The organism is Staphylococcus casei (assembly GCF_030294405.1).
Lineage (GTDB): Bacteria > Bacillota > Bacilli > Staphylococcales > Staphylococcaceae > Staphylococcus > Staphylococcus succinus.
Window position 1 is genome coordinate 1575254 of record NZ_CP125718.1, and the last position, 19756, is coordinate 1595009.

Consider the following 19756-nt stretch of genomic DNA (forward strand, 5'->3'; position numbering starts at 1 on the left):
GTTTTCTTTTAACCTTGTAATATTTGCTCTAATTCTTTTAGTTTGTTATATGCTATTCTTTTCGCTTGTGCGTCTTGTTTTTCGTGTAGCGCAAAATCATATTCTTTTTCATACGAATATTCCAAAACATTATTTAAGAATTCTATATAATCTTTAATGTTACTATTATAGTCTTCTTTATATAATTTTACAAAAGCATTTATATACATTTGCGATCTTAATGTTTTATTAGCTTTCTTAACTTCATTTATCAATAACAGAATATCACTTAAGTCATCAGCAATTTTCACTTCTTCTCTTCTACTCTCAATCGTAAAACACTCATCAATCACCCTAGTCAGTTGATTGTAAGTAATGAGTGAACTTCTGAGTCCTTGTCTTGATTGTCCTGTATAAATCAATTCATCAAACTCTGTATCAGAATCTTTTATAGCTTTAACGACTTTAGCAGATTTTGTTTCTTGTTGCATTTCAGTCACTCTATTTTTAGACCATGAAGTTGCTTTACTATGTTGTGCTTGCCATTTAATAGCTTCTGAAGTTGTAAAATTACTGATTACAACATTAAATTCGAATTTTATTGTAGGATTTTCTCTAAAGGCTTTTTGTGTCGCTAATAATCTATGATAGCCATCTAAAACATCTATACGTGTGCCCTCAGTAATAGCTAAGATATGGTCATTGGGATCATACATCAGCTCATCTCCACTGTCTGAGGTTGTAGGCGCTGCGTTTAAATATAACGTACTTTCCTTTAACGTACCATTCAAAAGATGCTTTGTTATTTCGTTTACATTTTTTTGATTTATTGTTGGGACCTTTACAACTGAAGATAATCTTTTTTCTAATTTAGCTTCACGTTGAATATCAAAATTATAATTAATAATACCACTATTTACAAAGTCAGAAATTTCTTTAACAGACATTTTAGTACTATAAACATCATTTACTGGTAACGCTGGAGAAAACTCATATGGTAATTGTATTTCATCTTGTTTTTTATAAGCCGTAAAATCAAACTGTTTCGCTTCTTGTTGTTCACCCTTTAAAATATAATCATTAAGCATCTCTGTTCTACCCATTACTTTAAATGCTTCCATAATATATAAAGTTATGAGTCTAATGTCAGTATTCATAAAAAAACTATCATCAAGTTCACGAGAAGTGAAAGATATCGAAACACCTTCTGGAATATTGTAATTAAGATTCATATTTTTAGCTATCTTCTCTATAAATTCATCGTTTTTTTGATTTTTTAACTCAGATACAATATTTAATAGTATTTCTCTTTTTATCACTTTTTATTGCCTCCGATTTCGCTTTTGAGATTATTATCTTTTTCGAGTTTTATTTTTAGTTAACTGTAATGACTTTACTACCATCTATTATTCAGTTTAAGCTCCATAAACATAAACACTATTTTCCATCTCATCATATTTTATTTCAATATGTAATGTGTAACTTTCAGCCCTAAATATATTTATTTATCATAAATTGTTTCATAGCATTAATATTTTACTATAAGAAACGTATTGTAACAACAAGTTTCTATAGTAAAGCATTTGATATTTTACAATTCTCCTTTTAGAGTTCATAAATGCTGTTTTTATTCTCAATATACTAATTAATTTGTGATGGTCTTTTAAATATTTGCTCTAAGTTCAATAAGTATATCGACAGTTCACATAAACTTTCAAACAAACTTTTTAGCAACACTATACCTTCTGCAATATTAAATATACCAGTCACAGTGCGCTTTTTAAAGCTATGGACGACAAATTCTCTCTAAGTTCAGCGCAGGGCTTATATTTCTAATTTCTCAATCTAGCAAACCAAAAGTAAATATTTATTATAAATTATTTCTTTTAAACTCAATCTTTGATGACTCCTTCATCGACTTTGCTATAAGTGAAGAAAGTTTAAATTTGATTCAATACTCTGACCTGCTATTATATCTGTTTCACACAGTAAGAATCATAAGCATTTGCCTATCACTTTTTATGGATTCCACCTTAAAAAGCAACTGTATCAGACTATTTTTAAGCTCATACGCTAGTGAATCAAACACCCTTAGTAACTTTCTGTATAAAAATGTGTTTGCAATTAAATTTTATTGTGCTGTTTCAATTCCATAAATTATCTAACTCTCTAGATATAATAATACTCAACTATACGCTTGCCCTATTTTTTTAAAATACCATTTCTACTACATTACTTATTCATTTTCCTCCTATAATAAATTTATTATATATTATTTCTTTTAACGTTTCCATCATACCTCCTAAAATCTGTTAATTAGATTTACGATATACGTCGTTATTATATCTATATATAATACTTTAAACCTTAAATTGATTTGTCTATTAACTCATTTTTAGTATTGTATTTATACTAATAAATTTTGGGGAGGAGATTTACTATTTATATGATTAGCATTAAATTCATAATTGCTATGCTATGTGTTGTCAAATCACATAGTATGTTTCTTATTAGTCACACACCACCTTCTATATGCACCTTTTATTATATTTTATTTCAATATTGTATTCACAAGCTATTCCATATGTATGAAACACATAATGAATGAATTACAGCGGCAGCATAATTTAACAAAGCTTTCATCATATCCATATACTCTTCAATTATTTTTTAGCACAACTTAATCCTAGTGTATTGATTTAAGTTGTGCTAAAATTATTATTTTTCAAGATCGATGATATCAGCCTTTGCTATCTCTTCTAATCTTATAGTAATGCTTCTCCCAGAATTAGTTCTCAAAATTAATATAGCATCTTCAATATTTTCAATGCTAAAATCAGGTATTTCACTATGTACCTCTCCCACTATATCAAATCCTTTTTTCAAATCTATTCTCCTTTCTCAATTATATTTTATTTATAACTAACATTTTTAAATCATCCACCAATCACTTAAATACTTATAAAACCTTATGAAATGAAATAAAGTTATGCAGAACTACTTAGCTTACTGCATCATATACAGATAGAGATAGGATAAGATCATGTAAAAACGATGCTATATTCTTGATTCTTGCAATTCGCGTATAAAATATACCAATCCCAAATACACACGCTTATGTTTGGAAGCTAAACCGTTTTTAAATAGGTTATACTCAAAACTAATATAAATATTCCACGTCAAATTATTATTCACGCTCTATTAACTTGAAATAGAACGCAAGTTCGTTATGCATTAACGTTTACTCATTTCCCTTTTAACTCAATCTACTACAAACAGAATTATTAAATGAAGTAATAAAATCAAATTATCATAGTATCTTTATACATTCAATAAAACTTTTCGGCAATTTTATCTCGATTCCGTAAGTTATAAATAATATTGTTCATTAAGCGTATAAATCAAAAATTTTATTTATACCAATATTTTATAAGTATTTATATTACAATGATTATAAACATTGTATTGTTATCGCATATAAGCGTTCAATATAAACTAAAGAATCACGACAATGACTTTTTAATATAATTATTATAATAAAACATTCTCAAAATATTTATGTATCTCTGTCACTTTATGAATACATATTCATAAATACACATAATCATTTAAATGTTACATTTTTGTGAACAACTATAAATACCATGAAAGTATTTATATGTGGTAATTCAGAGTGTATACATATAATTCAATATAAATTATATTAGTTAATCAGTAATAGCAATTGATCAATATCACGTATATTCTTTGTATATTTTCCAAATCTGTATATATTATCGGAACAAAAAGAAACTCGTTTTCAAAACATTTCAGATTCACTTTTTTCTTCATAAATCACAGTCGCCAAAATATAGAACCAATTGCTATTAGTTTATATTTCTAAAACTTTGATATCATCCTTTTTAAAATGTATTCACCCTTTTCTACTTTAACTGATCAAACAGTAACATTTTATTTCCATTACTTTATTGACGTCGAGATTCGAGTCACTGAACAATAAGTTGAGAAACTTTTTACAATGACTACCATTTTTGCTTATAAATATAACATTCAACCCCTTTTAGCACAATGCTATATTTAATAAAATAAGTTTTGTAGGTACTATTTAATTATTTTATATGTTTTGCTATACTTATTATATACGTATTTAAATGGTTTTGAATTGTTAATAAAATATAATATTCAACCAATATATGTTGTGAAGTTATAATAATTTATGGTTCGGCAAATAATATTACTTTTTATATAGATATTAACTGTTATGGGAATCTCAGTTAATATCTATATAAAATAAAATATAACAAAGGTTATCTATTAACATGTGTTTACTATTGGGATGTAAATACTAAAGTAATATAAGTTGAGTAATTTATCACTTCTTTGTAAATTAACTGCTTTACAATTTTATAAAGTTTATTTACGTATTTTTTATAAGTTACATCTACATATGCAGCATGTGTAGGTGTGATTTGCTTAAATTGAATAATTAAAAACAAAATATGGGAATCTTGGAGAACATAGTAAATACTAACTACAATATATTTTATACATTCTCCAATAACAGAAAAAGGGATGCTATCTATGATTTATACAGTCACAACAACTTTACCTCCAATACACGGAGGAAGAACTAAATCGTTATTAAGTAGAGTTAAATTTTTAGATACAGAATTGAATGCTCCAACTAAAATATTAACTACTAACTATAATGTAAATTATAATGATGTTTACAAATTATTTTCAGAAGAAGATAAAGTTACTGACTATCACATATGAAAATCTATATGACTGGTTATCAGATTTCAAATTGCTCACATTTCCTCAAACTAAGCTTTTTAAGAAAGTAAAATATAACGAACAACCTCTTGAAATAGAAGGGTTAAAACATGAAATAGCCAAAAACAAAAGAATTGTGCGCTATTATGACCAAGACAATACTTATGTCTTGTACAGAAAGTATTATGATGATCAAAGCGTGATTGAGTTTGAAGACTTTATGTCTCCAATAAGTAAAAAAAGAGTCCAACGCTGGCAATATAATAAGTATGGTGTGTTACACCGAAAAATCTACTATGCGCCAAATACGCTAAAAAAAGTGTTAGAAGAATTTTTTGATATAGATGGGAATATCTATTGTAAAAAGTCTTATAATGACAGTGAACTTAATACCTTGATTTATATACAAACTTATAAAAATAATAGACCCTATAAAACATTTAAAAGCGAGAAACAATTATTTCAATATTATTTTGAAAGTAAGTTTAAAGATGAAGACGTTGTATTTTGTGATGCTCGGTTGTTAGACAAACCCTTACTTAGACAAAAAAGAAAGACTAAGAATATTTTGGTTTTTCATAGTAGTCATTTAAATAATGGGAATATACAAGATTCTTATAAGTATGCGCTAAACAACCCTGATAAAATTTCTAAATATATCTTATTAACTAACAAACAAAAACAAGATATTCAAAACGTGACTTCTATAGACTCTAATAAATTTGCAGTTATCCCCCATTTTATTAAATCTACCCAACCTCTTGATAATATAAAAAAAGAGAATAGGTTTGTTTTTGTGGGTAGAATAGCACCAGAAAAACAGATTGATCATATACTAACTGCCTATAAAGCATTTTTAAAAACAGGTTATGATACAACATTATCAATATATGGTAAGTCTGAACTAGGTCAGCTAGAGATTATCAAACAAATGATTCATGAATACAAAATTCAAGATAAAGTGCATATTAATGACTATACAACCAACCCTTCCTTAGAATTCCAAAAATCGAAAGCTTCCTTATTAACAAGTTCATTTGAGGGATTTGGATTAACTACAATGGAAAGTATCAATATAGGATGTCCTGTTATTTCGTATGACATGAGGTACGGGGCTTCAGAAATTATAAATCATGGTGAAAATGGCTATCTTGTTGAAGCAAATAACATAGCTGAGTTAACGAAATATATGATAAAAGTTATTGAAACACCATTAAGTAACGTGAAAACAAAACCTGAGTTAACTTTTGATAGTGCTAAAAACAATTATAAACAGTTATTTAATTCAATAAATTATAATATCTGATTCTATAGTAATGCAATATAATACATAATTTGTCTTTAAATTTAAAAGATTGGGAGAATAAAAATGACAAAAAACAACTTAACAAATGAAGCATTATTAGCAAGACAGCAACAGAAAAAAGGTAAAAGAAAAAAATGGTTTTGGGGATGTGGTGGATGCTTAGGATTACTTATTTTAATAGTTATTGGTCTCACAGCCTGTACTGGTGCTTTTGTAAATGAAGTAGATAAAAGTGTGAATGAAAAAGGAACATTAGAGAAAGATAAAGATACTGAGATTAAACATGTCGGTGATACGGTTAAAGTTAAAGATGTAGAGTTCACTTTAAATGATGCATACTACACAGATGAGAGAAACGAATTTGCAGATGAAGACACTCCTGCTGATAAAATATTAAAAGTCGATTTAACTGTTAAAAACAATGGGGACGAGGATATTCCAGTTGGTGGAGAAGTTAAAGCTTACATTGATGGTAAACAAGCTAAGTCATACCCTGTAGACGATGAGTTACTCGATGGCCTATCGCCTAATAGAAGCATTGATGGTTCTGAAGGATTTGCTATTAATGGCAATCCTAAAAAAATTGAACTTGAATATGAACAATTCTTAGATTTTTCTAATAAAAAAATCATATTTGAAATTGACCCTAAATAAACATGGACTCATTCTATTGAACTGACTCCTGAATATGGGAATAATAAAAAAGCGCTTTCGTTAAATTTATACGAAGGTGCTTTTTTATAAAAAGAGTTACTTAGATAATATATTACTGAGCACTAACCATATATGATTTATAGCAATTAGTTTAAAAATGTTCTCATGCATATTATATTATTGCGCGTTATTTCTCTTATCTTTTATGCGTTTAACTATATAAACAATAATTAGAATTAATGGTAATGCTGTAGTTACTACTGTTATATAATTACCATTATTAAATAACAACGGAAAGCAGCAGATAGCTGCTGCAATATAAATGACTCCTACGAGAAATGAAAGTATTATTGAATTTTTCATTACATTTGTCTCCTATGCTTCATTATATTATCAAAACAAATAGAACTTCGCTTATTTCTATAGGACACGAAAAATATGTCACTTAATACAAAGCATCAGATTTTTGTATAGACAACATAATTTCAATAACTTTTTATTTTTAAAAATAAAAAGTTATTGAAATTTATATATTATTATATCATATTAGTAAGAGTGTTTATTAAATTCTTATTAAAAACAAAAGCGTGGATTATTATGAAAGACGTGAAAGATCAAAAAACTTTAGCCAAATATATTTTGTTGATAATATGTTTGTTTATTTATTCAATTTCAGGTATGTATGAAAAATATAACTTAATATTAAGGAGAAGTAATATTGAAATTCATTAAGATCTTCATCGTATTTATAATAGCTTTAATTATTTATTCTTTATCGAGTCTATTACTAGATTCCTATGATTTAGCAACAAGTATAATATCATCATTAATCCTTACAACATTATTTTTTCTTTGGACAAAAAATGAAAAAAACTAATGTTGCTTTATTGACGTTGAGACTTTGTTTTTTAATCTTCTTATTTTTAAGTTTAATAGAAAGAAGTTTTAAAAACCGAATTAAAGAGAACTAGAGCGCCTATTTCAAACTCATACATACCCGAACACGCTAAAAAAAGCTGATTTAATTAAGGTTTTGATCGATTTAAAAAGGAGGTTTTTACTAGGATTGATGTGATGCAATGTTATTGCGATAATTATAATTGTTAGTAATTCCTTCATATATTTCGCTTTTTATGAAGGGATTAGAGCAAGATTAAGGAACGTTATAAAAGCTAATAAGGGAGATAATGAAATGATAAAAGTATGGGATAAAATCAAAGATAAATACTTAAATGTATTTAGTATTAAGGAAAGCAAAGATAAATCATATTTTGAAGTACAGTTTTCAGAAGGCAGTAAACCTTATCGTTTCAAAAAAGAAAGATTACAGCTTGATAATAATACAGTATTAAATATTTATCCATATGAAATTGACTGTTGGCGATGTCACCATAAAGTCGATTTATTGACCTACATGGTTTATAAAAAGGACCCAAGTAGTAATTTAGAACTCCCACTAACCAATAAAGGTTGGAATAAACTTCAAATATTTGAAGATATACAAGCACATATGCAATATTCCGAAATAGAATTCTACTCCATTTTTGTCTTAGGAGATATTTCTAAATATGATCAATTACTTTTAGAAAAATACCCAAAACGTATAAAAGAAAAGTACAGTAAAACAACTCAATCTGTTTATGCTATGAATCTATGTCCAAAATGTAAGGCAAATACAGGACACTTCTTTCTTTATAAACAAGCTAATAAACTAATCCAAAAAGAGGAAGGAATTAAAAAAGTCGATGAAATCGCTTTATAATATTTATTTTCAAAAGAAGAAAACTGAAAGACTAAAATTGCATGATATAACAAGTAACTATAGCATTTACAGTTAGGAGCTTTTTTGCAATACTTATACGCTTTTTTATTCGTCCTTGTATTTATTCTAGCTTGTACATATTACCAATTATCTGTTGGAATATTTCAAAAAAAGAGGTCGGGTAAAAGTGATGCTGAATTGAAAATTGATAAAAAACATTTGATCATTGGGCCATGTTTTTATGCACTATTATCAATTTTAGTAGTAATAATTCACCTATATACTTAATATAATTCGTACTATCGTTTATATTTTTTCTCACTTTTAATTAGTTTTATTTTCAAAAAGAAAAGCATCTAGATTTGATCGTAATATTTCGGATAAAGTGTTTTTTAAATTAAATAAGAGAGGTACATTATGTTCAATATAAGAGACAATGATTACACCAAAAGATCAATAAAAATATTTATACTAGCAACGATCATTTTCATAATTACGTTTGTTCTAGCAATTATCTTTACACCCTCAATCGAAACCTTTAAAAATTTAGGTTCTGGTACTTCTAATAAACTTTCGGAAGCTCATGGTTTAAGAAAAGTTTGGGAATATATAATAAATAATGGATTTAGAACACCTTTACAAATGCTGATCATCGCTATGATTCCAATCCCATTTTTATATTTCGCTAATTTAATTAGTACAATTATAATTACAGGTATTGTTTTTGGATTTGCAGTTCATCTTGATGTTTACAAAGGCTCTATAATGGTTCTATCTTCAATACCACATACAATCATCGAGATACTTGCGATGTGCTTTGTTATCAGTGGTTTATATAAATTAAATCAAGCGATTATTAGAAAAATGAGCAATCTTTTTAGGAAAAATAAAAAGCAACGTTTCTCTCTTAAATTAGCTATAATTAATTTATTTAAAATCTACGTTTTTATCGCTTTACCTTTATACATAATAGCAGCATTTATAGAAACATATTTCCCCTCTTTTATAGATAATTTGTTTCCATAAATTAATAAGTTGTTTTACTTTGTAAAGCTAAACAAAGATCCCATCTATTTTATCTAAGTTGACTCTTTGTTTTTACATAACTTCACGTGAATTTTAAGGGGTATTTTGAAGTATTCGTCTTTCTTAAAACGCAAATATGGGCAAAACAAACACGCTTGAATGCCATACACATAGTTATGAAGAAGAAATCATAAAGATAGCAACAACTAAATTACATAAAAATTGAGGAGATACACATATATGATAGTTACAATTTTAATATTGGTACTAATAGTTAATTTATTAGAAGCCTTATATCTAGGAATAAAGTTTCGGGAACTAAAAAAAAGAAATGCAGCTGATAAAGAATATAAAAAATTGGTAGATAAGTTATCTCCATTAATGTCTGTAACATTTATTATATCAATAATTATCCTAGTAATACTTTGGATTATTGCATAAAAATTCGAACATTTTCTTTATTATCTATTATAGCTTCTTCATGTTCATCATTACCCTTTTAGATAGTAAACTTAAGAATATAAAGGGAGGATTACTGATGCGTTTAGTTAAATATTTCATACTCATATTCATAGTCTTTTTTATACTAGACATTATATTTTTTGGGCTTTTTACGAAAGAATTTAGCATTATAAGAATATTATTATCATCATTAATATTTGCGACGATAATGACCTATTTCAATCACTTTACGAGTAAATTCACAAAAAAAATAAACTCGATTAAAAAAGTTGAGTATAGTTTGATTAAAAACAAAAGATTTTTAATTAGCCTGTCTTACATCTATATACCTTTCAGCGTTATATTACATATAAAAATAATGTGATAATAACAATTCAAAATACTTTTAAAAAGACGTTATATCTATCTATTATCAAGACAAGAAGAAACTGGTTTTAATCAAAAAGTCAGGAAAGTTAATAAATTATTCTATACTCAAACTTAAATTTAAAAACGAAGGTGAATAAAATGAAAATTTCATGGATTTTTTGGTGGATAATAGGCGCTATTGAAATTTTAAGCTTTATAGGCTTTACTATTTTTCTTTGGACAAGAAATGTAGACGCGTCAGGCGCCATACAAACAACTGAATTGAAATGGATCAATGTTGCTGTGATAGGAATTGCATATTTAATTCCCTTAACCATACAGCTAATATGGCTGATCATTAATTTAGTCTTTTCAAAAAAACAAAAAGCACAAGCACTGAATTAAGTAAATGACTTGAAATATTTTAAGCAACTGTAAAAATTAATTAGCAAAAATATTGCTCCTATATTCTTGAAAAAGTACTATAGAATAATAGTACATAATTTTTTTGAAAGACATCGATTTTACAGAGTTGAAAGAGAAATAAGCAGGCCGTTGCCTAACTAACAATATGAACCAAAGAAGTGGATAATCAAGAGGCCCACTTCTTTATTTCTGAATAAAATAAATTATTAAAACTATGATTATAGAAGTTGGAATTATCACCTCATCTACCTTCATCATAGAATCAGATAATCTTTTAAAATCCTTATCCTTAGATCCACTCTTTTTTAAATTAAAATACTTTTTCCCAAAATAAAAACTTGGCAAAGCATTAATCATTAGAAAAATTATTAATATCGTTACAAGCATCTAAAATCTCCTTATCTAGAATCAAACCCAATTAAAATCCTTTTAATTGGGTTCAACACCTCTTGTCTCTTTCTTTAAAAACATATCATAAATAAAAGATAATCCAACTAATATAAAACCTAATGATAACAAACCATTTAAATTATTATTTTTATAAATATGTATTAATCCTAAATTCCCTCGGCATAAATGCTCTGTTTAATTTTTGTGATATCGATTAGCATTCCAAAATACGAAAATCAAAAAGAGTACTCCAAAAACAGTAAACCATGTATCTAAATGGTTTTGATTCATTTGTTTATAGGTAAAAAATGCTAAAAAAACCGTCAAAATGATTTGCACAATAAATAAAAACCATTTCAAAACGATTATTCTCCTTTCTTCTTAGGCTGATAAATTTAATTCTAAAATCTCTTTTTCTTTCTGGTTAATTCTTCATATATAACCTTTGGTTTTTCCTCTGAAAGTAAGATATCAAAAGCATCATTAAAGATACATTTTGCATCTTTGGATTTAATCTTAGGGACTTGTGTATAAACTTTCACAATTTCATCCAGTAGATTTTCACTTTTTTTATAATAAATCAAATCATCTTTATTGGTTTCGATTTCAATAAGACCATCTCTAACACCAAATTTCAAAGCATAATAAAGTAAAATATATAAAGAAACTCGTTTCTAAACGACAATAAAAGTGCCTAAAATTAAACTCTTTTATTTTTTATTATTCTTTTTATCTTCATTTAGAGCAATGCCAACACCTAACCCTATAGCTATTCCGGCAACAGTACCAAAAGGTCCCATGACAGTAGATAAAGTAACTCCAAATATTATACAATAAAGAATAATGTTAGAATTCTTCTTCAATAAATTTTTCAAAATAAAAAACCTCACTAATTATTATTAACTATCTGCTGCTTTTATTCCTTTCTTTTTTATCAATTTCAAAACGAAAGAAAAAACAGCACATACAATCACAATCAATATCAAAATAGATAATAAAGTCATGCTAGAACCTATAATATTTACTCCAAATGAAGCGCTACCATTTGATTCAAAATTAGCATATGTATTAAAGATAAACATTAATAAAATACCAACACCAGCAAGAATACCTACAACATCAAAAATCAATTTTATGTAGGGATATTTAATATTTTTAGTTAACATACAATCACTCCTTTTTAATTCAAAATAACGTTTTGCTTTATTGACGCTGATTCTTGATGCCTCATTTCATGGCGTATATGGGTCTCTATTTCTTATCTTTATCTTGATAATCATATTTTTCTGCCATCTCATCCTCATCAAAATCCTCATCTTTATAAAAAAGTAAAAAGTAAACTACAATACCAATAGGAAATCCCCAAAACGGAGTTGTAAAAAAACTTGCTATAAGAATCATCAATATTAACCAAAATAAATCATCTGAATTCCACTTTTTATTTAATAACTCTTTCCACATTTGCTTAATCGTCATAAAAAATCACTCCTTACTATAATCGATAAAAGATCCTGAATTTAGAATTTTTTATTTATGTCTTTTAACAAATTGTAATCATCTTTATTTTTGATCGCTTTGATAAATATTGGATAAAAAATAATAAACAAAGCCATTAATATTTTCGGAGTCATATTAAAAACATCCTTCCTTTTTAAAATAATAGATACAAACATCACAATTATTTTAATCTTTATGATCCGCATAAATTTTTGTGAAAATTAAAAGAATAACAGCTAAAAAAATTACAAATATAGGCATAAAAATCTCCTTTTAGTATATTATCTGTTTAATGAATCATTGTATTTATATATCATCTCTATCTTTCCAACTGTTTCTTGTCTTAACAAGTAAATAAATGGCATTTATCATCATTACAACAGTATAAATGATTGTTAAAGTTAAATGATCAAATTGATAAATAAAAATGAGACCGACTAATAAAAATACATTTAATATAGTTGATATAAGAAATCCCATGTCTTTTGTATTATTATCTTTCATAAAATTCACCTCCTATTTTGATTAAGTTTAATATAACTATTTTATTCCTTCTTAAATACCTTATAGCAAGGTTACAGACCTAACTATTAACCAAAGCAGAGCAATACTATTATTATAGAAATAAGTAATAAATCTACTACTATATGTTTAATGTTTTTCTCTAAAAAATTGGGTATAATACTGATTATTATACTTATTAGAAATATAGCTGAGACGATACTGTTTAAGTAATCTAAAAAAGACCATCCAAACATTACTTTTAAAACGGAAATTAAAAGTAAGCATAGTAGAGACGGAAAAAATATAATACTTGATAATCTTTCATAGCTTTTGTAGTTTTTGAGTGTTTTTAACACGAATTATTTCTCCTAGAATCCTATATTTATTCCTTTAAGAATATGTTGTTATTTAGATTTCCTTTTATAACTCATGAAATATGTCAATAAACTACAAATTAATATGAACAAAAATATAGCCATATTATTATCCCCTCCTTAACCATCATCTTCATTGAAGAATAAATAGAAATATGCAATTATACCTATTGGGACACCTATAAAAGGATTGATAAAAATACTCCCTAAAATAATACATAATACTAAGTATATGACATCTGTAGAATCCCATCGATAATTCATTAACATTTCTTTTATCTCTTTAAACTTCATCATTAATCCCTTCTAGTAAAATTATCAAATATAAATAACCACTTTTAAAATATTAACTATTTTGCAAAACAATTCATTTATATTTATATTGTATAACAAAATTCCAATGAATTCTAGAATAGAAATAAATTATAAAATTGTTTAATTAAAATAAATTAACTGAAGAGAACCGCTATGAAAACTGCATTAAGTGTTGTCTTCTATATCTTTGGAATCTTTAGTGTTTTATTCTTATTTGTTATTATGTCTATGCAATTTAATCTTAATAAAACCGAGAAAGTTACCGATACCTTTCTAATAATCTTCTTTATTGATTTAGAAGTAAGTTTTATTATATGAGGTGCAATAATTTTAAAATTAGAATTAGTTAAAAATAAAGCGATTAAGCTAAATGCCATTCAATATCGTGACGCCAAATGTAATAAAGAATAATTTAATGGGCACTTGCGCCCTTTTTTTAATTTATAATTGTTTAACAAAAAACACTTATTAGAATAACCAGTTAAAACCAAAAGACACCTGTGTCCCTGTATTAAAGAGTGAACTTTATTTACAGACAGGGGTCAGGTGTCTAATTTATATAACAAATATGGGATAATATACTTGTTTGAAAGTAAGATGCTATAATTACATATTATTTCAGATAACATCGTAAATTTATGTAAATCCCCTAATACATAATAAAATTATTATTAAAATTACAGTTACTATTATATAAACGTCTAATACGCTTTCTCCTTCCTTTTCACCCTTTTTAATTTGGTTAACATGCATTACCACAGTTGCTATAAAAAACAACGTTATCAATACTAATAGTATATTTCAATTAAGATTATAGTCATATAGCTGTCCCTTTATATTATATTTGATCAATATCTATATACTCATTAATACGATAGTCAATTTATTAACGTTATAAATGTTTTTGTTTACACTATGATATCTCGGGAAAATTTAATATGAGGTGATAATATGTTACCAAAATGGCTTAGTCAGTTTGGAATTAATGATTTAAAAATTAATACTGTAGTAGATAATAACTCGTTTTACGTTAATGGTAAGTTACATGGGAGTATACTCATTGAAGGAGACAATTCATCAGAAGAAATATATAATATAAAATTAGAAGTCATAGAAAAAATTGAAAATAATGACCCTACAAGTGATTTTAAAGTACTCGATAATATCCTTATACACTTATGAGATTAAAGATAAGTTCACTGTTCAAGCTAATGAAAAAATTAGCCGCAAATTTTCAGTAGCCCTACCATTAGAAAATATAAAAGGTAAGCCTGATCAAATAACTATAAGAACACATATATACTTAGCAAATGCAGTTGACAATTATGACGAGGATCAAATTGATGTAATATATTAGCTTATTTATATTTCATTCTAAACAAAAATCGGGTGATAGTATAAGATCACCCGATTTTTTAATTTAAATATTTTCTAGAGGTAAATTCATACCTTTCCAGCCTTCTAAAGCACCAGCTAACTCATATGCCTCATATCCATGTTTGTATAGCTCTAATAATACAACTTTCCCTAAAATGGTACCACCAGTCCAATCATACACTACATATATTTTATCTTTTGATAAATCATCTAAATGATCGTTCAAATTTTTAGCTGGTATTTCAATAGCATCTTTAATTTTATCTTTTTTAATGTGTTTTGGAGCATTTCTGACATCAATAATTGTATATTTTCCTTCACCAGTTTCAATATCTTTCACTACTTCATGATGATTTATATATAAACTTAAAAATGTTTCTAGGAATTCTACTTTGTTCATAATAGTTCATCCTTTTCTAAATGATTTTTGAGCTTGTTGGATAACATATAAAATTGTTCTTTTTCTTCTTCACTAAATACTTCAAAAACTTTGGAAACTAAATCATAATTAAAAGGTAAAAATCTTTTTAACAACTCTGAACCCTCATTAGTCAATTGGACATAATTCGTACGTTTATCATTTGGCAAAACTTTCCTTCTAATTAAATTTCTTTTTTCCATCCCTTTTATTATGCCAGTAATCGTCGATTTTTTGCTTCCTAATTTTTCTGCTAAATCAGATGGTGCTAATGTCATATCTTTTTCATATGTTAATAGCATCATTATTGAAAATTTTGCTTCAGTTAAATCATATTTTTGTAAAAGCGAATCATATTTATCTTTCATTAAACAATAAGACTTATGAATTTCTAAATAGAGTAAAACATCAATTATGTTTAAATTATCATAATCTTGTTTCAAAGCTTTTAATTTAGCTAATGTAGGACTATCAAACAAATATATATCTTCCAAAAGATAACCTCCTCAAATATAGTTAGGTACCTAACTATATTAAAATTATCATACCTAATATATTTTTTCAATATAACTATCTATTCAAATTCCATATGTTTCGAAATTTTAAATATAAAAATCAGAGGATATTTATTAGTGTAATATCCTCTGATTTATAGTGTTTAATTTCTTTCATTCTAATATTCCCGTATTTAACTCTAGTTTGTATATTTAATATTTTGGGCCACTTCACCTACATCTTGATTATCCGATGGTTCAACATAAATTGTTTCTATATTCTCTTCAATAACCTTTTTAGTAACTTCTGCCATATGACTGTAATCACTAACTTGAGGGCTTTCCCATTTATATGGCACATTTTTATATAAGTTAATTGTGCCATCTCCATTACTACTATAAGTTATAGAACCAATTGCGCTATGAGAAGATGCTATTGTAGTCACATCTTCTTTATAAACAGCGCTATCTTTTGCTTGAGGATTGACTTTTGAACCTTTCGCTATCTTGTTAATATAGATTGGCATAGTCGTGTCTACATTATAATTAGACACACGTAATTGATACCATATACGTGCATATTCGATTTCTTTAGTACTAAAATCATTTAAATTACTCTCTTTCTTCCCCTCTTTAGAAATACCCTTCTCTTCAGTTTTCTTATTCTCATTAATTGAATTTTTGGCATTACTAGCATTACTCGTCTTTTCATCTTCTTGATGATTATAGTTGTTGTTTTCCTTAGTATCATTACAGCCAGAAAGTCCTATGGCTATCAAAAAGACTATTAACACAATGAATATTTTCTTCATTTCATTTCTTCCTTTCATTTTTTTAAATCAAATAGAAATTCGGTAATTTTAATAAATTAGTAACTTATATGTATTTCACATCATAAATACTATTATACTATAGTATGCAATTCATATTTAGACTATCCATTTATAATATGTGTTTTTGATATACATTATAAATATCTATTAACTGATCGTTTTATACTTAATTATATTTTTCGTTTACATTATATTTATTTTCTTCTAACTGCTGTTTTATTCAAGCTATTGTTATATTAAATTTCATATAATATATCTCAACATTTTTCCAAGATGAAAAATTGTGTCTAACAATTCAATAAATAAAAAGCCCCTCCTAAAAAATTTCCACTTTTTAAGTGTCTACTTTTAGGGGAGCTTAATAAAATTACATACTTCTTTTTTATTCATTATATTAACTCATATCTCTCACTTTTTCTTTGGAAATTGTTAAATCAGATAGCGCTTTATCACTCTTCATTAACAGTGTTCCAATACAAACTAAAATAATGATAGTAACTGACATAATTAAATAGGTATTTTGAAAACCTATTTCTACATATAATTTACCCATTACTACAGAAAAGAACGCTACGCCAAGTTGTTTTGCAACGTTGAAAGCAAGCATATAAATCGTTGCTGAAAGCCTTATATCAAATATACTCACTATATATTTCATTATCGATATGAGCATTAATGGCATTTCTATAGCTGCTAATAGTTTAAAGAAAGATAACAACCAAATCTCATCTGTAAAAGCAGTACCTACCACTCTTACAAACAATACAAGACCATATAAAAACAAACCGTTTTTTGATCCGATTTTATTTATAATCCATGGCATGATGACCATTACGCCTGCTTCAATGAATATTTGTGTTGAAGTAAGTCTACTAAATAGAGTTTCTCCAGTTCTACTGTCAGGGAAAAATTGCACAAAGTAATTAGGAAACTGTTGATCAAATACATCATATAAACTGGCACTACCAATAATTAATAAACAAAGTCCCCAAAAACTTTTGTTTTTGAATAGCTCAAAGATGCTTTCTTTATTTACATTTGATTTCTCATTTTGGCTATCATCATTTTTTTGATCATCGGATTTTTTCACTTTAATACTCCAAAGTAATATGCCTAGTAACAAAGCTGATATAGAACATATCCAAAAAATACTATTGGCATTATGAACAAACATGATACCCCCAGCAAAAGCAAAAGCACCACCTGCTAATGACCCAAATAGCCTTGTATGACCATATTCAAATCCATTAGCTCTACTTGATTTTTCACAATATGACTCTACAACCCCAACGCCACTGTATAGGCATAAACTTATAAAAGAACCACCAATGATACTCCCTAAAAATACATTTAATTCTAGCAATGGTATAAATGCATATTCGAAAAAAGGACCAATAAAAAGTAGGCACAAAATGACAAAGGCAAATAAATATTTTTTTAATCCTAATTTATCTTGAATTATGCCGTAAATCGGCTCTAATATTATCGCAACGATAGACATAGTAGCAAAAACAATACCAGCTTCAGCTGTATCTAAATTTGCCTCCTTATTTAACCATAATGGTAAAAAAGTTATTATCAGTGTCCATATTGCAAAATAAAAAAAGTTCACACCTCCAAAACGCCAAAATACACTACTTTTAATATTAATCATTGCTATCATCCTCCAATATTCGTGGAGAATTTGGAGTCCATCGTTCATCTGGCACAGGTTCATACAATATCGGCATGTCCATATTATCCCATTCTATAACTTGTGCTCTTGCGTGACGATTCGGATCATATAGTGGATCGCCTTCAATAGTTTGATAATTTCTAGCATGATAGACAATAATATCTTGATTATCCTCTTCTGAGACAGTAAAAGAATTATGACCAGGTCCATATTGTGCATTAGCGTTACTACTTTTAAAAATAGGTTGGCTCACTTTAGACCACGAGCTAGAATCTAATAAATCACTAGTGATATCAGCATATAATAAACCTACACAATATTCTATCCCTGTTGCACTTGCTGAATAGGTTAAATAAATATAATTCTCTTTTATTAGAATGGCTGGACCTTCATTCACTAAAAAGCCTTGTTTTTCCCAATCATATTCAGGATAAGTTAACATAGTTATTTCGCCTTCTAAAGTCCAAGGATTTTTCATCTTTGAAATATAAATATTTGAATGCCCCGGAATTTCAAAGTCTTGCTGTGCCCAAACATAATATAAAGTGTCATTTAAACAAAATATTGTAGCATCTAAGGCAAATGAATCCCAACCTGTATCTATTTGTCCTTTATCTACCCAATTATCAGACAGAGGGTCATCAGAGTTATTTTCTAATACATACATCCTATGATTAAATGTATCATCTTCAATTTTTTCATTAGGTGCTGCTGCATAATATATATACCATTTATCCTTAATTTTATGGATTTCAGGTGCCCAAATTAAATGGCTTTGTCCCCCTTTGTCATGTTTTCCCCATATTACATGTTCTTTGGCATCGTATAGACCGTTTATCGTATCAGATATTCTCAATATAATTCTATCGTATTTAGGATGTGAGCCTGTAAAAATATAATTCCCCTTGTCTTTGTAAATAAAAGGATCCGCCCTTTGTAATACGATAGGATTGCTAATATTAACCATAAAACTCCCCCTTGACATTTTTTGAAAACGTTTTCAAAATAACTATAAAATATTTGTCCGTACATGTCAAATTAATTATAGATACGTCCGTATAAATTATAAGGACACATATACTCAATGTATTCTTGCCATAAATTTAAAAGTTAAATCCTCTATTCAAATTAATGCCCATG

The 19756-nt window shown here is 27.1% G+C and carries 20 protein-coding genes and 1 pseudogene; 8 read left to right on the plus strand and 13 right to left on the minus strand.

Annotated features, from left to right (window positions below; all coding sequences use genetic code 11):
• Positions 1 to 8: 8 nt before the first annotated feature.
• Both QMO72_RS07690 and QMO72_RS07695 read right to left on the minus strand, forming a co-directional pair.
• A complete protein-coding gene (locus QMO72_RS07690) occupies positions 9 to 1298 on the minus strand; it encodes a ParB N-terminal domain-containing protein (protein WP_286093167.1) in 1290 nt (429 codons plus the stop codon).
• 1399 nt (positions 1299 to 2697) lie between these two features.
• Positions 2698 to 2865, minus strand: coding sequence for a hypothetical protein (locus tag QMO72_RS07695; protein ID WP_156874670.1), 168 nt, complete (start codon positions 2863 to 2865; stop codon positions 2698 to 2700).
• A 1695-nt stretch (positions 2866 to 4560) separates the two neighbouring features.
• Here QMO72_RS07695 and QMO72_RS07700 point away from each other — a divergent pair.
• Positions 4561 to 6061 (plus strand): annotated as a pseudogene (locus QMO72_RS07700) (glycosyltransferase).
• 63 nt (positions 6062 to 6124) lie between these two features.
• Positions 6125 to 6715, plus strand: a complete 591-nt coding sequence (locus tag QMO72_RS07705) for a DUF4352 domain-containing protein (protein WP_103268089.1) — start codon at positions 6125 to 6127, stop codon at positions 6713 to 6715.
• Between the two features lie 177 nt (positions 6716 to 6892).
• Here QMO72_RS07705 and QMO72_RS07710 read toward each other — a convergent pair whose 3' ends face one another.
• Positions 6893 to 7078, minus strand: coding sequence for a hypothetical protein (locus QMO72_RS07710; protein WP_103268088.1), 186 nt, complete (start codon positions 7076 to 7078; stop codon positions 6893 to 6895).
• Between the two features lie 829 nt (positions 7079 to 7907).
• Between QMO72_RS07710 and QMO72_RS07715 the strand changes: the two genes are divergently transcribed.
• The 4 genes from QMO72_RS07715 (at position 7908) to QMO72_RS07730 (ending at position 10718) form a co-directional block, all read left to right on the plus strand.
• Positions 7908 to 8477 (plus strand): hypothetical protein, encoded by a 570-nt coding sequence (locus QMO72_RS07715; RefSeq protein WP_103268087.1) that lies wholly within the window; start codon positions 7908 to 7910, stop codon positions 8475 to 8477.
• A 417-nt stretch (positions 8478 to 8894) separates the two neighbouring features.
• Complete coding sequence (locus QMO72_RS07720) at positions 8895 to 9503, plus strand: stage II sporulation protein M (RefSeq protein WP_103268085.1); 609 nt, start codon at positions 8895 to 8897, stop codon at positions 9501 to 9503.
• A 240-nt stretch (positions 9504 to 9743) separates the two neighbouring features.
• Positions 9744 to 9944: a hypothetical protein gene (locus tag QMO72_RS07725; RefSeq protein ID WP_286093168.1), complete on the plus strand. Its 201-nt coding sequence runs from the start codon at positions 9744 to 9746 to the stop codon at positions 9942 to 9944.
• A gap of 528 nt (positions 9945 to 10472) precedes the next feature.
• Positions 10473 to 10718 carry a DUF3923 family protein gene (locus QMO72_RS07730; RefSeq protein WP_103268050.1) on the plus strand — a complete coding sequence of 82 codons (246 nt, stop codon included), beginning with the start codon at positions 10473 to 10475 and terminating at the stop codon, positions 10716 to 10718.
• Positions 10719 to 11839: 1121 nt separating this feature from the next.
• On the opposite strand, the gene QMO72_RS07735 is transcribed toward QMO72_RS07730, so the two are convergent.
• The 5 genes from QMO72_RS07735 to QMO72_RS07755 all read right to left on the minus strand — a co-directional run bounded on the left by QMO72_RS07735 (position 11840) and on the right by QMO72_RS07755 (position 13801).
• Positions 11840 to 12004: a hypothetical protein gene (locus tag QMO72_RS07735; RefSeq protein WP_182689011.1), complete on the minus strand. Its 165-nt coding sequence runs from the start codon at positions 12002 to 12004 to the stop codon at positions 11840 to 11842.
• Positions 12005 to 12028: 24 nt separating this feature from the next.
• Positions 12029 to 12295 (minus strand): hypothetical protein, encoded by a 267-nt coding sequence (locus QMO72_RS07740; protein ID WP_103268047.1) that lies wholly within the window; start codon positions 12293 to 12295, stop codon positions 12029 to 12031.
• An 85-nt stretch (positions 12296 to 12380) separates the two neighbouring features.
• The gene (locus tag QMO72_RS07745) at positions 12381 to 12605 is read right to left on the minus strand and encodes a VraH family peptide resistance protein (RefSeq protein ID WP_103268046.1); all 225 of its coding nucleotides are present in this window, start codon (positions 12603 to 12605) and stop codon (positions 12381 to 12383) included.
• Positions 12606 to 12932: 327 nt separating this feature from the next.
• Entirely contained in the window at positions 12933 to 13130 is a 198-nt protein-coding gene (locus tag QMO72_RS07750; RefSeq protein WP_107554227.1) for a hypothetical protein, read from the minus strand.
• A gap of 494 nt (positions 13131 to 13624) precedes the next feature.
• Positions 13625 to 13801, minus strand: coding sequence for a VraH family peptide resistance protein (locus tag QMO72_RS07755; RefSeq protein WP_286093169.1), 177 nt, complete (start codon positions 13799 to 13801; stop codon positions 13625 to 13627).
• 969 nt (positions 13802 to 14770) lie between these two features.
• Here QMO72_RS07755 and QMO72_RS07760 point away from each other — a divergent pair.
• Together QMO72_RS07760 and QMO72_RS14105 are read left to right on the plus strand one after the other, a co-directional pair.
• Positions 14771 to 15001 carry a sporulation protein gene (locus tag QMO72_RS07760; protein ID WP_103267800.1) on the plus strand — a complete coding sequence of 77 codons (231 nt, stop codon included), beginning with the start codon at positions 14771 to 14773 and terminating at the stop codon, positions 14999 to 15001.
• Complete coding sequence (locus tag QMO72_RS14105) at positions 14949 to 15176, plus strand: sporulation protein (protein WP_103267801.1); 228 nt, start codon at positions 14949 to 14951, stop codon at positions 15174 to 15176. Before QMO72_RS07760 ends, QMO72_RS14105 begins: the two co-directional genes overlap by 53 nt.
• A gap of 63 nt (positions 15177 to 15239) precedes the next feature.
• Here the strand turns inward: QMO72_RS14105 and QMO72_RS07765 are convergent, their stop codons facing one another.
• The 5 genes from QMO72_RS07765 to QMO72_RS07785 all read right to left on the minus strand — a co-directional run bounded on the left by QMO72_RS07765 (position 15240) and on the right by QMO72_RS07785 (position 19583).
• Positions 15240 to 15596 (minus strand): rhodanese-like domain-containing protein, encoded by a 357-nt coding sequence (locus QMO72_RS07765; protein WP_103267802.1) that lies wholly within the window; start codon positions 15594 to 15596, stop codon positions 15240 to 15242.
• On the minus strand, positions 15593 to 16108 hold the full coding sequence (locus tag QMO72_RS07770; protein ID WP_069824131.1) for a MarR family winged helix-turn-helix transcriptional regulator: 516 nt from the start codon (positions 16106 to 16108) through the stop codon (positions 15593 to 15595). Before QMO72_RS07770 ends, QMO72_RS07765 begins: the two co-directional genes overlap by 4 nt.
• A 200-nt stretch (positions 16109 to 16308) precedes the next feature.
• On the minus strand, positions 16309 to 16920 hold the full coding sequence (locus tag QMO72_RS07775; RefSeq protein WP_103267803.1) for a YdeJ family lipoprotein: 612 nt from the start codon (positions 16918 to 16920) through the stop codon (positions 16309 to 16311).
• A gap of 415 nt (positions 16921 to 17335) precedes the next feature.
• Positions 17336 to 18595, minus strand: a complete 1260-nt coding sequence (locus QMO72_RS07780) for an oligosaccharide MFS transporter (protein ID WP_103267331.1) — start codon at positions 18593 to 18595, stop codon at positions 17336 to 17338.
• Entirely contained in the window at positions 18588 to 19583 is a 996-nt protein-coding gene (locus QMO72_RS07785) for a glycoside hydrolase family 43 protein (protein ID WP_103267332.1), read from the minus strand. Before QMO72_RS07785 ends, QMO72_RS07780 begins: the two co-directional genes overlap by 8 nt.
• Positions 19584 to 19756: the final 173 nt, after the last annotated feature.

Coding starts and splice junctions, on each gene's coding strand:
- QMO72_RS07705 (WP_103268089.1), top strand. CDS start 6,125: ATGACAAAAAACAACTTAACAAATGAAGCATTATTAGCAAGACAGCAA.
- QMO72_RS07710 (WP_103268088.1), bottom strand. CDS start 7,078: ATGAAAAATTCAATAATACTTTCATTTCTCGTAGGAGTCATTTATATT.
- QMO72_RS07715 (WP_103268087.1), top strand. CDS start 7,908: ATGATAAAAGTATGGGATAAAATCAAAGATAAATACTTAAATGTATTT.
- QMO72_RS07720 (WP_103268085.1), top strand. CDS start 8,895: ATGTTCAATATAAGAGACAATGATTACACCAAAAGATCAATAAAAATA.
- QMO72_RS07725 (WP_286093168.1), top strand. CDS start 9,744: ATGATAGTTACAATTTTAATATTGGTACTAATAGTTAATTTATTAGAA.
- QMO72_RS07730 (WP_103268050.1), top strand. CDS start 10,473: ATGAAAATTTCATGGATTTTTTGGTGGATAATAGGCGCTATTGAAATT.
- QMO72_RS07740 (WP_103268047.1), bottom strand. CDS start 12,295: ATGTTAACTAAAAATATTAAATATCCCTACATAAAATTGATTTTTGAT.
- QMO72_RS07745 (WP_103268046.1), bottom strand. CDS start 12,605: ATGACGATTAAGCAAATGTGGAAAGAGTTATTAAATAAAAAGTGGAAT.
- QMO72_RS07750 (WP_107554227.1), bottom strand. CDS start 13,130: ATGAAAGATAATAATACAAAAGACATGGGATTTCTTATATCAACTATA.
- QMO72_RS07755 (WP_286093169.1), bottom strand. CDS start 13,801: ATGATGAAGTTTAAAGAGATAAAAGAAATGTTAATGAATTATCGATGG.
- QMO72_RS07760 (WP_103267800.1), top strand. CDS start 14,771: ATGTTACCAAAATGGCTTAGTCAGTTTGGAATTAATGATTTAAAAATT.
- QMO72_RS14105 (WP_103267801.1), top strand. CDS start 14,949: ATGACCCTACAAGTGATTTTAAAGTACTCGATAATATCCTTATACACT.
- QMO72_RS07765 (WP_103267802.1), bottom strand. CDS start 15,596: ATGAACAAAGTAGAATTCCTAGAAACATTTTTAAGTTTATATATAAAT.
- QMO72_RS07775 (WP_103267803.1), bottom strand. CDS start 16,920: ATGAAGAAAATATTCATTGTGTTAATAGTCTTTTTGATAGCCATAGGA.
- QMO72_RS07780 (WP_103267331.1), bottom strand. CDS start 18,595: ATGATTAATATTAAAAGTAGTGTATTTTGGCGTTTTGGAGGTGTGAAC.
- QMO72_RS07785 (WP_103267332.1), bottom strand. CDS start 19,583: ATGGTTAATATTAGCAATCCTATCGTATTACAAAGGGCGGATCCTTTT.